Raw genomic sequence first — 12,794 nt, 5'->3', positions numbered from 1 at the left:
ACTACCCGGACGTGTCGTTGCTCAACTGTTCGAGTCGGGCCTCTTCAAGATCGAGCAGGTGCTGCGCGTGGGTCAGTGACTGCGAGCTGTACAACCCCAACTTCCGGACTCGAAGCAACGCATCGCGTTCCGCGGACAGCACCCGCAGGCGGAGCCGGAAGTACTGTTCGCGTCCGTGCTGTTCGATCTCGGCATCACGTTGGACGCGCGCCCGGCCGATGATGCTGTCATTGCGAACCATCTCGACGACGGTGTCCGACACCGTGGCGTCGCCGGTCCCGATCACCGCCGGATCACGCAGCGCATCGCTCGCTGCCTGCGACAGCTCGCCGACGAGTTGCTCGTACTCACCTCGCAACCGTTCGGGATCATCCGGTGCGACCTTGGCCATCCGGATCACCGCGGGCAACGTGAAACCCTGGAGCAGAAGCGTCGTCCCGGCCACCACGAAGGCGATCAGGATCAGCTGTGGACGGTGCGGGGTATCAGACGGCAACGTCTGCGCGGCCGCGACGGTGATGGCGCCGCGCATGCCCGCCCAGCCGAGCACCACACCGCCCCGCCATCCGAGGGTCTCGTTGAGCTTGAAGGCGACGTCGGCCGATACTCGCGTCATCCGCGTCTGCATATGACGCAGCCGCCGTTCGGTGAGCAGGTGGTCGGGCTCGCGCGCGTCGAGCCTCGCCTGCATTTCGTCCAGGCGCGATATCGACGCGTGTGCGCGTTTGGTATCGCGTCGCAGCAACCCGACCATCGGTGCCACAAACGCGATACGCAGCAGGATCACGATCACCGAGGCGGCCAGTCCGAGACCGACCGCGTGCCAGGTGCTGAAGGAACTCTCCTGCACGTCTTCGATCGACTTCTTGAGCTCGAGACCCATCAATAAGAAGACCCCGCCCTCGAGCAGGAACGCCAGCGTGCGCCAGTTGACCGTCTCCGCGAGCCGGTCCTGTGCCCGGAGATGTGTGGAGGCCTGATGCCCGGTGACCAGACCCGCGACGACCACTGCCAGGACCCCGGAGGCGCCGGCCTCTTCGGCGGGCAGGTAGGCGATGAACGGCACGATCAGTGAGATGGCGGTGGTCAGGATCGGGTCGTTGAGCAGACCCCGGATCCACACGTTGGCGTAGCCGACCGCCAGTCCGATCGCCGATGCGACCGCAACGGCGAACACGAAGTCGCCGGCCACGCCCCAGAGCGACACCGCTCCGCCGAGAGCTGCGACGGCCGACCGCAGCAACACCAGCGCCGACGCGTCATTGACGAGACCCTCACCTTCGAGGACCGCCACGACCCGGGACGGCAGCCCGAGCTTCTTACCCACCGATGTCGCTGCGACGGCATCGGTCGGACTGATCACCGCACCGAGCGCGAACGCCGCGGGCCACCCGAGATCCGGGATCAATGCGTGGAAGAACCAGCCCGTCCCCAGCGTCGTGACCACGACCAGGATGACGGCCAGTGCGGTGATCGGTTTGAAGTTCCGTCGAAAATCCTGGGCAGGCATGTTGACCGCCGCCGAATACAACAGCGGCGGCAACACGCCCGCGAGAATGAATTCCGGAGGAATCTCGAGGTCGGGGACCCCGGGCACAAAACTCATCCCGGCCCCGACGATCACCAGCACCAACGGTGCCGCGACCCCCAGTCGTCCGGAAAAAACCGCAACACCGACGATCGCGACGACTGCCAGCACACAGACCAGCGTCAGCTCCACACCCACTCCTTGCCACCGCCGCCGACCGTGCCCATAACGCCGCCGAGCGTGCTCAAATCGCCGCCGAGCGTGCCGGTATCACCGTCGATCGTGCCGAAAAGTCGCGATCGCGGGTGCGCTACTTCCAGGGTGCGAGGACTTCGGCGGCCCGCTCAGCGAGAACCATCTGGAAGATCGGGCCGAAGCTGACGCGGGCGACCCCGAGCGCAGCGAGAGCGGCCTTGTTGTTGTTCACCGGATGGCCGATGGCGTTGACCGGCAACGGCAACTCATCGGTCAGCCGCTTGTGGACCGCGTCGTCGTGGAATCCGACCGGATAGAGCACGTCGGCACCGGCTTCGGCGGCCAGTTTCAAACGGGAGATCGCCCGGTCGACGCGGTCGGACTCGTCGCCGACCTGTTTGAGGAACAGGTCGGTCCGGGCGTTGATCACCACGTGAACGTCGGTGGCATCAGATGCCGCACGCAGCGCCGCGACAAAATCGGCATGCTCCTGCGCCTCCCGCAGCCGGCCGCCCTCGCTGTGGACGGTGTCCTCGATGTTGAGGCCCACCGCGCCGGCAGAGATCAGTCCATCGATCAGGCGTTTGGGATCTTCGCCGTATCCGGCTTCGATGTCGACGGAGATCGGCACGTCGACGGCGTCGGTGATCTGTTTGATGCGGGTGATCAGTTCGGTGAACGTGATGCCCTCGTTGTCGGGTTTGCCGATCGAATCAGACACCGGGTGACTACCCACTGTCAGCGCGGTGAATCCCGCGGATATCGCCAGGTTGGCCGACCAGGCATCCCACACCGTCGGCAGAATCACCGGGTTTCCGGGTTGATGGAGTTCGAGCAGAGTTGCGGCCTTGCTTGATAGTTCCGTCATGCCCTCTACAACTACGCGGGTTGTCTGGAAGATTCCTGTGCTTGGCAGATCCATGCGAGCTTTCCGGCCGGATATGGGTGTTGCTCGCTCGATACCGGGACTGTCACACCAGCGTGCCACCATGGTCGAGTGACTCAGACACCGGCGGCCCATGCGTTGTGGCGCGGTGGGGTCGGGCTGTCGCTGTGGTTCACCGAAGCCGATGGGCAGCCGTGCACCGAGCATGTCCCCGACGGGTTGCCGCCGGCACTCGACACGGTTGTCGGAGGTCGGTCGCTGCGGCGCACCATCACAGTGTCCGGACCCGGTGCCGATGACCGCCGCGACATCGCCTCGGTGACGCTCGGTCCGGCGGCCGCCTGTGAACTGCTCGAGGCCATCAAGCCCGACGACGTCGTCGGTGGCGAATTGCGTTATTACCGTTACCTGTTGGATTCGACCGAGCGATTTGTCCGATCCGGCGCGATCACCCCGGCGGTCAGCCGGGTCGCCGGCGAGTGGGCTGTCCGATGGGCGCCCCTGGCCACCACAACCTGGCGCACCTGGTTGTCGACGGCGATCGCGGCGGCTCCTCCGGTTGTTCTCGACAACGGTGACACCGACGCGATCATGGACTTCTGCGGCGAAGTGACCGACCACCTGTGCCGAACCAGTTGCCGCGACATCAAACCCGACGCCGTTCGTTCGTCATTCGTCCGAACATTGCTACCCGATGCCGACGCGCCACCCATGTCCGCCGACAAGGCAACTGCCGCGGCGTCGGCCTGGTCGCAGTGGGCCGACGGACTCCGGCTCGGCGAATCAGCTCTGGTCTTGCGCCTCAATGAACCGGACGAGGGTGATGAGGACAACGAAGGCGGCCCGACGCGGTGGCGGCTGCAGGTGTGCCGCCGCACCGTCGATCGCCCGGACGACCCCGTAGAGCTACGACGGCTCGACGCCCATGAGATCGATCAGGTCACCACCGAGGTCGCCGGTGCCGTCCGGGCCTTCCCCACTTTGAAATCTGCTCGCCACGACGACTATTCGCTCGACTTCCTCCTGTCGACCGATGTGGTTCTCGAACTTCTCGACACCGGGGTCTCGGCCCTGTCCGAGGCCGGGTACGAGGTGTTGCTGCCTCGCTCGATCGCACATGTCCGGCCGACACTGACATTGCGGGGCAAGCAGGAGGGTGGCACGCCGCAGCGATCGGTGGTGGTCGGATTCGACGAAATCCGCAACTTCCAATGGCAATTGGCGCTCGGCGAAGACGTACTCAACGCCGCCGAATTGGATGCGCTGGCTCGCCAGAAGGGCGACCTCGTGAAGGTCCGCGGCAAGTGGGTGCGGGCCGACAACGCAGCACTGTCCCGGACGGCGGCATTCATCCAGGCCCAGAAGGCTTTGGCTGAATCGGGTCAGCCTGCGGACATGGGCGAGTTGTTCGCCCTGGTGACCGACGGCGACGACAAACTTCCGGTCCCGGTCAGCCGGGTCGAGGGCTTGTCGTGGCTCGATGAGATCAAGCGTCGCGGACGAATGGCACCCCCCATCCTCTCCGCACCCGAATCCCTCCGCGCTGAACTGCGCCCCTACCAGCACCGCGGCATGGAGTGGCTGCGTCATCTGAGCTCTTTGCGCATCGGCGCCGTACTTGCCGACGACATGGGCCTGGGCAAGACAATTCAGGTCTTGGCGCTGATCTGTGGGGAGTTGGAGACCACCGACAGTCAGGCCGGCCCAGGCGGGACCACACTGCTGATCTGCCCGATGTCGGTGGTCGGCAACTGGGAACGTGAGATCGCCCGATTCGCCCCGCACCTGTCGGTGTTGATCCATCACGGGCCGGGCCGGCTGTCCGGGACACCGTTCACGACTGCAGCGTCAACCTCCGACATCGTCATCACCACCTTTGCCATCGCATCTCGAGACCGAAAGTTGTTGAGCACCAACACCTGGGACCGCCTTGTCGTCGATGAGGCCCAGCACATCAAGAACGTTGCCACCGCACAATCCAAAGCGGTTCGGTCGATGCAGGCCCGCCATCGCATCGCCCTGACCGGCACCCCCGTCGAGAACCGGCTGGAGGATCTCCGATCGGTGATCGACCTGGTCAACCCCGGATTATTGGGCACGGCATCGACCTTCAAATCCCGCTATGCCGAAGCCATTGAACGCGAACGTGATCCACGGGCAGTCCAGCGTTTGAACGCGGTCACTTCCCCGTTCATTCTGCGACGGGTCAAAACAGATCCGACAGTGATCTCCGACCTTCCGGAGAAGACGGAGCTGACCGTCCGCGCCAACCTCACCATCGAGCAGGCCGGACTGTATCGCGCGGTCATCGACGATCTGATGGAGGCACTGGGCAAGGGCGAGACCAAAGAGGCCGGAAGTGAGCGTCGCAGAACGGTTTTCGCCGCACTGACGCGGCTGAAGCAGATCTGCAACCACCCTGCGCACTACCTCGGCGACGGTTCCCCGATCATGCGGCGCAACGAACATCGTTCCGGGAAGATCGAACTTCTCGCCGATATCCTCGAGAACATCGTCGCCGACGGCGAGCGAGCCCTGGTGTTCACCCAGTTCACCGCCTTCGGGACGATGTTGCAGCCCTGGCTCTCCGATCGGATCGGTCAGCAGTTCTCGTTCCTGCACGGCGGCCTGAGTCGCCAGGCGCGCGACACCATGGTGGCGGAGTTCTCCGACCCCGACGGCCCGGCGATCATGCTGGCGTCGTTGAAGGCCGGCGGCACCGGACTGAACCTGACGTCCGCCAATCATGTTGTGCATCTGGATCGTTGGTGGAATCCCGCGGTCGAGAACCAGGCCACCGACCGCGTCTACCGGATCGGCCAGCAGCGGCGGGTGGAGGTCCGCAAGTTTGTCTGTGTCGGCACACTGGAAGAACGAATCGACCAACTCATCGCCGACAAACGTGAGTTGTCCGAACTCACCGTCTCGACCGGAGAGAGCTGGCTCGCGAACACCGCCGACGACGAACTCTACGATCTGATGCGTCTGAGCGACGAGGCGGTGGGCGAATGAGCCGAAAGCCCAAGCCACCCCAACGTGGGTATGGACTGACGCCGTGGTCCAAGGCTTTCCTGCTGGCCGTGGAATCAACCGCCGAGGCACGCAAGATCACCAAGGCCCGCAGCTACTTTCGCGACCGTGTCGTCATCGACCTGGTCGTGCGGTCCGGGCAGGTGAAAGCCCTGGTTCAGGGCAGCCAGCTCGATCCGTTCGAGGTGACGATCACCACCGGGCCCGCTGATCCCGCCACGGTCTTATCGCTGCTGCGCCGCCAAGGCAAGACCGATGACCTGGTGGCTGTCACCCGCGGGCGCCAACCCGAAACCCTCGGATCGCTGGTGATCCCGGCCGAGTCCTCCGACATCCGCGTCGACTGCAATTGCCCGGACGACTCCGACCGCTGCATTCACCTGCTCGCCGTCAGCTACGAACTGGCAGCCGCCATCGACAAAGAACCTTCGACGCTGCTCACCATGATGGGCGCTGATCTGTCACTGCTGCTCGCACATCTGCGCGACGACGACGCCGACGCGGAGAGCGAGGCAACCGCACCGACACCGCAGATGACCGAGGTCGACTTCTACGGCGACGGCCGCCAGATGCCCGCCCTTCCACACCCACCCCAGCTGGACGTCCTGTCCGAACTCGACACCACCGAACTGTCGGCGGCATTGCGGCGATCGGGGGCCGCGGCAATGGATGTGGCTCAGGCCGTCGACGAACTCGCCGAGTTGTACGCGCGCATCACCCGCTGATCGGCTATCGCCGCCAGAAAAAGTGGTGGGTCACTCCGCTTGCACTGGGGACGGATTCGATGAAGAACCGTCCTTCGAGTTCTTGCGGCGTGTCCCACAGACGCAGGCCTTTCCCGATCGTGATCGGTGAGACCGCGATGTGCATCGCGTCGATGAGGTCGGCGTCGAGGAACTGACGGACGGTGGCGACACCGCCCCCGATACGGACATCTTTGCCGTCGGCAGCTGCTTTGGCCTCGGCCAGAGCCTCGGCCGGTGAGGCATCGATGAAGTGAAAGGTCGTGTCGCCGAGCGTGAACGACGGGCGTTCATGATGGGTGAGCACGAACACCGGTGTGTGGAAGGGCGGGTTGTCGCCCCACCACCCCTGCCATTCCTCGTCCTGCCACGCCCCTCGAATCGGCCCGAACTTGTTGCGGCCCATGATCTCGGCGCCGATGTTGTAGTCATAGTCGTGCATCAGGTAGTCGTCGAGGCCGCGGGTACCCCCGAGTGCGTTGCCTGGCCAACTGGCGGTGGCAAAGCGCCACGCGTGCAGGTCAGCCGGATCGACACCCTCTCCGAATGGCTGATCCAACGTCTGGTTCTCACCTGCTCCGACGCCGTCTTGCGACACACCGAAACTCTGAACCCTGGCCAGCTGCGACATGATCGTCCACCTTCGTCTATGGGAAGCGTTTGCAGTACAGACTGCGGACGCCGAACGAACTCATCGACACTATCCAAGCGCGGGCTTGATCGCGTCCGCGACGGGTGTAGACGGCCGACCGATCAGCTTCTGCAGGTCACCGGAATCGGTGTCGAGTTCACCTCGGGCGATGCCCGCATCCGATGTGGAGAGCATCGTTGCGAACTCCTCGGGCAAGCCGGCGGCGGACAGCACTGCGGCGTACTCGGCTTCGGGAAGATCCTGGTATTCGACGGGCTCTCCCGACGCGGCGCTGATCACCTGGGCGAACTCCGCGTAGGTGATGCGGTCACTGCCGCCCAGTTCGTAGACCTTCCCGCCGTGATCTTCGGTGGTCAGGACAACGGCCGCAGCCGCCGCGAAGTCGGCGCGCGTCGCGGCCGCGATCCGGCCTTCTCCTGCTGCACCGAAGAGTTTGCCGGACTCGATGGCCTGCGGAATCGCTGCAAAATAGTTCTCCCAGTACCAACCGTTGCGCAGAAACACCGCCGGGATCGACGATGCGGTCAACCGCAGTTCGGTGGCGAGGTGCTCGGGAGCAACCAAGAGTCCGCTGGTATCGGCCTTGAGAACGCTCGTGTAGGCGATCAGCTTCACGTCGGCGAGTTCGGCTGCCTCGATCACATTCGTGTGCTGGTCGATCCGCCGGCCGACGTCGTTTCCGGAAATCAGCAACAGCTTGTCCACGCCGGCGAGTGTGGCCCGAAGGGCGGCGGGATCGGAGTAGTCAGCGACCCGCACCTGCACACCCTGTGCCGCTAGGTCGGCGGCCTTGTCGGCGTCGCGCACCACTGCGACGATCTCGGTCGGTGCCACACCACGCCACAGGAGTTCTGCGATCACGTGGGCACCCAATTGTCCCGTTGCTCCGGTCACTGCTGTTGTCATGTTCTGCTCCATCTCGTTGGCGGATCACGCTTCCCAGACAGTATGCACTAACTATTGGTTAGTGCAATAGGAACGGTAAGCATCGAGGTCAATCCTGGGTTATCGTGAAGGCGTGACCGAAATCAGCAACCACTCTCTCGAGGCAGACGTGTTCGCGCGCGACTGCAGCTCGCGCGGGGCCCTGCAGACCGTCACCGGACGCTGGGGCAGCCTGGTGCTGATCGCGCTCGGCGAGAGCAACTACCGATTCAATGCGCTACGCCGACGGGTCGATGGCGTCAGCGAAAAGATGCTCTCGCAGACACTCCAAAACCTCGAACGCGACGGGATGATCATCCGCACAGTCCTCGAGGCGATCCCGCCCAAGGTCGAGTACAACCTCACGCCGCTCGGACGGAAGGTTGCCGACCAGCTACAAGGCCTGATCGAGCTCGTCGAGACGAACATGCCGGCAGTCCGGGAAGCGCAGGCAGAGTACGACCAACGCTGAACGAAATCGATCTGGTAACAATGCGTTGTCAGATGTTGCATACGCGCGCCCACAAGCTGACTTACGGCTACTTTTCATCCATCAGCTGTCAGGCGAGTGAACGGCAGGTCGGGATGCAACAGGTACGCGTGATCGGGGCACTGATCGTTGCCCTGATGTTCGGCCTGGTCACGACGCTGGGCGTAGGACCCGCTGCCGCCGATCCGCTGCCGGTGTCGTACAACTTCATCTCCGGCATCCCGGGCGAACTCTCGAACCCCGGTGGATCGCTGCCCGGTAGCAACGACTGGAACTGCAAACCCTCACCCGAACATCCACGGCCCGTCGTCCTGGTCCACGGCACCGGTGGCGGCGCGCAGACAAACTGGGGCACGTATGTGCCGTTGCTCGTCAACAACGGCTACTGCGTCTACGCGCTCAACTACGGCACCCTACCGGGCGTGCCGTGGCCGCTCAGCGCGATCGGAGGACTGGGCCGCATCGAGAACAGTGCCGGCGAGCTGGCCACCTTTGTCGACCGCGTCTTGACGTCCACCGGCGCCGAGAAGATCGACATCGTCAGCCATTCGCAGGGCACCCTGATGCCGACGTATTGGATCAAGTATCTCGGCGGAGCCGGCAAGGTCGACAAGTACATCTCACTGGCACCACTGTGGAACGGCACCAATATCGCCGCCGCAAGCGAGTTGGCCGCGTATTCAAAAGCGATGGGACTCAACGGACTTCAGGAACAGGTCGTCGGTTCACTCTGTGGCGCCTGCCTGCAGATGTCCAAGGGTTCCGACATGATTCGCATGCTCCAGTCCGATGGCATCCTCGACCCCGACATCACCTATACCAACATCATGACCAGGTTCGACGAACTGATCGTGCCGTACACCAGCGGCAAATTGATTGCCGCCAACTCCACCAACATCGTTGTCCAGGACGGATGTTCACAGGACTTCAGCGAACACGCCGGACTGGCCGGGTCACGCCGCGCAGCGACCATTGTCCTCAACGCCCTCGACCCCGCGCACCAAAAGCCCGTCGGCTGCTGGTTCGCAGCACCCTTCACCGGCGCCTCCTAGCCCACCGTCGACCGTGCCGATCGAACCGCCGACCGTGCCCCAATCACCGTCGACCGTGCCCCAATCACCGTCGAGCGTGCCCAACGGGCCGTCGATCGTGCCGTAACTGCACCCCTGAACAGGGCTTTCACGTTCTCCGATGAGTTTCTTCGCCGCTCGTGGTCTCTCTTCACAACACCACCAAATCGCGGAGGACATCATGAGCAGCAACACCACACATCAAGTTTCCACATCGTCAGACGTTCGATCCATCAGCCGCCGTGCGGAAATCGCCGGTTGGGTCGTCACCGGGCTCGTCACGGTCCTATTGCTTTTCGACGCCATCTCACACCTCGCCTTGCCCGAGAGTGTCAAGGACGCGTCGTACGACCTCGGCCTGACCGACGGAGATATCATCACGACCGGCCTTGTCATGCTCGGATGCCTTGCGCTGTACCTGATTCCACGGACCGCCATCCTGGGAGCGGTCCTACTGACCGGATATCTGGGCGGCGCCGTCACCACACTGATCATTTCCGAAGACGAGTTTGCCGCCGGGGCATGGTTTCCGATCGCCGTCGGCGTAGTCGTATGGGCGGGACTCTGGTTGCGCAGCAGCACCGTTCGCTCGATCATGCCGCTCACCGCCGGGTGATCGCCAAGTAACAACATCCGACTATCGCATCACCGGCCAACGGTGTTGCGATATCGGCATTTTCGGCACACTCGACGGTGATATGGGCACGCTCGGCGGCGCGTTGGGCACGCTCGGCGGCCCGTTGGGCACGCTCGACCGTGATATGGGCACGGTCGGCGGCCCGTTGGGCACGGTCGACGGATCAGGCGACGGGCGGGCCGACGTAGCGGGCTATCGGCCTGATGATCTTCCGATCTTCGGCCTGTTCAAGGATATTCGCACACCAGCCGACGACTCTGCTGACGGCGAATGTCGGGGTGAACATCTGCCGCGGCACGCCGCAGCGGTCCATGACCACGCCGGCATAGAACTCCACATTGGCGTAGAGATTCCGGTCGGGGTAGGCCTCCGCCAAGACCGCGACCACCTCCTTCTCGACCTGTACCGCGAAGTCGACGAGTGGTCCACCGAGAGACAATGCGATGTCGCGCAACATTTCTGACCGGGGATCCGAGGTCCGATACACCGCGTGCCCGAAACCCATGATGCGACTGCGTTGCGCGAGTTGCGCTCGGGCCCAGTCTGTTGCGTTGCCCATCTCGCGGATCTCGTCCAGCGCATCGAGGGCACGGTCCGGAGCCCCACCGTGCAGTGGCCCGGAGAAGGCACCGATGGCACCACACACCGCCGAGACGACATCAGCTCCGGTGGAGGCGATCACTCGTCCGGTGAAGGTCGACGCATTGAAGCCGTGGTCGATGGTGGCGATCATGTACTGCTCCACCGCCCGGGCCGACTCCGGCGTCGGCTCGACCCCCGTCAGGCTGTACAACCAATTCTCGGCCACCGAGAGATCATCACGCGGATCCACCGGGTCCTCACCAGCACGTATTCGGTACAAAGCCGACAGGATCGTGGGCGTCACCGCCGACACCACCAGCGAATCCGCGATGCGTTGTTCCGGGCCGCTGTCCCACATCGGAACAATCTGATGTGTTGCCGCGAAGGCCGACAGCACGGTCCGTAAGCCTGCCAGCATTTGTCGCTCGGTTCCGGCCAGTGCCGCGGTCCGCAGCAGTGATCCCAGTTCGTCCGGAATCTTTCGCAGCGATCGGGTGAGGGTCACGAAGTCTGCGAGTTCCGACGAATCAGGAAGTTCACCGTGGACAAAGAGGTACCAGACCTCCTCGAACGACATCGTACGAGCGAGTTCGATCGCCGAATACTGCCTGTACTGGTAGAAGCCCTCGTCACCCCGGACGTCACCGACCCGGGTATCGGTCACAACGACGTTACTCAATCCGGGTGGCGCAACAATGACAGACATCGATGTCTCCGATCTTCTTTTGTGTTCTTCTGGTACAGCTACATTCGGCGCAACATTGATCAGTGTCAATGTTGATCGAATCAACATGGAGGTGCCTGAGATGACAACCGAGATCCGGCGCGGTGGACATCGACGACGATGGCCCACCCCACTGCGTCATGACGGTCGCGACTACCTGACCACCGCGCAGGTCGCCAGGGTTTTGGGTGTCAAAACGCAGACGGTCTACGCCTACGCCAGTCGTGGAACCCTGACCAGCGCACGCATCGACGGTGTCAGTGGGAGCCTGTTCGCCGTCGACGAGGTGGACGCGGTTGCACGTCGGTCGTCATCACGTCCACCCGCCGGCGTCGTCGAGCGAATCCGAACGCAGATAACACTTCTCGAGAACGACCACCTGTACTACCGCGGCCACGACGCCACCGTCCTGGCCGGCGACACCCGATTCGAGACCGTCGCCGAACTGTTGTGGGACCACAGCACGACCTGGGACGTGAAGCTACTGCCCGCCAAGGTCTTCCGGCAGATTTCCGCTTTGCAGCCACCGACCGGACGGGGTGTGGACACCATCAAGATGGTCGTCGACGTCCTGGGTTCACGCGATGCCTCACGCCACCAGCGCTCACCGGACGCAATCTGCGCACGCGCCGCCGGCATCCTCGCCAACAGTGTCGAAGCCCTTCCGCTGCTGTCCGACAAGCCCGCGCTCGACACCTCACTGGCAGCGCGACTCTGGCCTCGGCTGTCCACCATAACCCCGACCCGACAACGGATTCGGTTGCTGAACATGGCATTGGTGTTGCTGGCCGACCACGACCTCACCTCCGGCACGGTGGCCGCTCGGGTCGCCGCCAGTTCTCGTGGCAGCATCTATTCAGTGGTCACCTCGGGGCTCGGAGCGCTCGACGGTTCGCTCCACGGCGGTGCCTCCACCCTCGCCTACCGCTTCCTTCGCGAGGCCACGACCAACCCGACTGCAGCCATCTCGATGGAGCTGGAGGCATCCGGATCCATTCCGGGTTGCGGCCACGTGGTCTACACCGATCACGACCCGCGCAGCGACACCCTGCTCACCGCGCTCGACGATGCATCGGGCGGCAATCGCAAAGTCATGCCGACGGTTGCCGGCCTTCGACCACTCCTGGACCGGGCGGGCGCCGGGTTCATGAACTCCGACATGGCACTTGCCGCGCTGGCTTTGCGCTACGACATGGCCCCGGATGCAGCCGAGACCATCTTCGCGTTGTCCCGGATTGCCGGCTGGGTGGCACATGCCATCGAGGAGTACAACGAACCGCAACTGCGGTTCCGGCCGGAAGGCGTGTACGTGGGTATCCGGCCGTGACAGGCC

The 12,794-nt window shown here is 63.8% G+C and carries 11 protein-coding genes; 6 read left to right on the top strand and 5 right to left on the bottom strand.

From position 1 onward, the window contains the following. Position 1: 1 nt before the first annotated feature. Together H290_RS0112020 and H290_RS0112015 are read right to left on the bottom strand one after the other, a co-directional pair. Positions 2 to 1,720, bottom strand: coding sequence for a sodium:proton antiporter (locus H290_RS0112020; protein WP_028463089.1), 1,719 nt, complete (start codon positions 1,718 to 1,720; stop codon positions 2 to 4). A 118-nt stretch (positions 1,721 to 1,838) separates the two neighbouring features. After that, entirely contained in the window at positions 1,839 to 2,591 is a 753-nt protein-coding gene (locus tag H290_RS0112015) for an isocitrate lyase/phosphoenolpyruvate mutase family protein (RefSeq protein WP_020107057.1), read from the bottom strand. 129 nt (positions 2,592 to 2,720) lie between these two features. Between H290_RS0112015 and H290_RS0112010 the strand changes: the two genes are divergently transcribed. Both H290_RS0112010 and H290_RS0112005 read left to right on the top strand, forming a co-directional pair. Beyond that, complete coding sequence (locus H290_RS0112010; protein WP_020107056.1) at positions 2,721 to 5,621, top strand: DEAD/DEAH box helicase; 2,901 nt, start codon at positions 2,721 to 2,723, stop codon at positions 5,619 to 5,621. After that, on the top strand, positions 5,618 to 6,364 hold the full coding sequence (locus tag H290_RS0112005) for an SWIM zinc finger family protein (protein ID WP_028463088.1): 747 nt from the start codon (positions 5,618 to 5,620) through the stop codon (positions 6,362 to 6,364). Before H290_RS0112010 ends, H290_RS0112005 begins: the two co-directional genes overlap by 4 nt. A 4-nt stretch (positions 6,365 to 6,368) precedes the next feature. Here H290_RS0112005 and H290_RS0112000 read toward each other — a convergent pair whose 3' ends face one another. Both H290_RS0112000 and H290_RS0111995 read right to left on the bottom strand, forming a co-directional pair. Next, on the bottom strand, positions 6,369 to 7,013 hold the full coding sequence (locus tag H290_RS0112000; RefSeq protein WP_020107054.1) for a dihydrofolate reductase family protein: 645 nt from the start codon (positions 7,011 to 7,013) through the stop codon (positions 6,369 to 6,371). Between the two features lie 69 nt (positions 7,014 to 7,082). Beyond that, positions 7,083 to 7,940, bottom strand: coding sequence for an SDR family oxidoreductase (locus H290_RS0111995; RefSeq protein WP_028463087.1), 858 nt, complete (start codon positions 7,938 to 7,940; stop codon positions 7,083 to 7,085). A 112-nt stretch (positions 7,941 to 8,052) separates the two neighbouring features. On the opposite strand from H290_RS0111995, the gene H290_RS0111990 reads away from it, so the two are divergent. The 3 genes from H290_RS0111990 to H290_RS0111980 all read left to right on the top strand — a co-directional run bounded on the left by H290_RS0111990 (position 8,053) and on the right by H290_RS0111980 (position 10,134). Next, the gene (locus tag H290_RS0111990) at positions 8,053 to 8,430 is read left to right on the top strand and encodes a helix-turn-helix domain-containing protein (RefSeq protein WP_020107052.1); all 378 of its coding nucleotides are present in this window, start codon (positions 8,053 to 8,055) and stop codon (positions 8,428 to 8,430) included. A gap of 113 nt (positions 8,431 to 8,543) precedes the next feature. Further along, entirely contained in the window at positions 8,544 to 9,500 is a 957-nt protein-coding gene (locus H290_RS0111985; RefSeq protein WP_028463086.1) for a triacylglycerol lipase, read from the top strand. Positions 9,501 to 9,699: 199 nt separating this feature from the next. Further along, positions 9,700 to 10,134, top strand: a complete 435-nt coding sequence (locus tag H290_RS0111980; protein WP_028463085.1) for a DoxX family protein — start codon at positions 9,700 to 9,702, stop codon at positions 10,132 to 10,134. A gap of 184 nt (positions 10,135 to 10,318) precedes the next feature. Here H290_RS0111980 and H290_RS0111975 read toward each other — a convergent pair whose 3' ends face one another. Beyond that, positions 10,319 to 11,443 carry a citrate/2-methylcitrate synthase gene (locus tag H290_RS0111975; protein WP_028463084.1) on the bottom strand — a complete coding sequence of 375 codons (1,125 nt, stop codon included), beginning with the start codon at positions 11,441 to 11,443 and terminating at the stop codon, positions 10,319 to 10,321. A gap of 100 nt (positions 11,444 to 11,543) precedes the next feature. Here H290_RS0111975 and H290_RS0111970 point away from each other — a divergent pair, with 100 nt between their 5' ends. After that, a complete protein-coding gene (locus H290_RS0111970) occupies positions 11,544 to 12,788 on the top strand; it encodes a citrate synthase (RefSeq protein ID WP_036518782.1) in 1,245 nt (414 codons plus the stop codon). The last annotated feature ends 6 nt before the right edge of the window (positions 12,789 to 12,794 follow it).

The organism is Nocardia sp. 348MFTsu5.1 (genome assembly GCF_000383535.1).
Taxonomy (GTDB): domain Bacteria; phylum Actinomycetota; class Actinomycetes; order Mycobacteriales; family Mycobacteriaceae; genus Williamsia; species Williamsia faeni.
The sequence above is the reverse complement of the archived record's forward strand: the minus strand, read 5'-3'. Positions and strand labels throughout refer to the sequence as shown.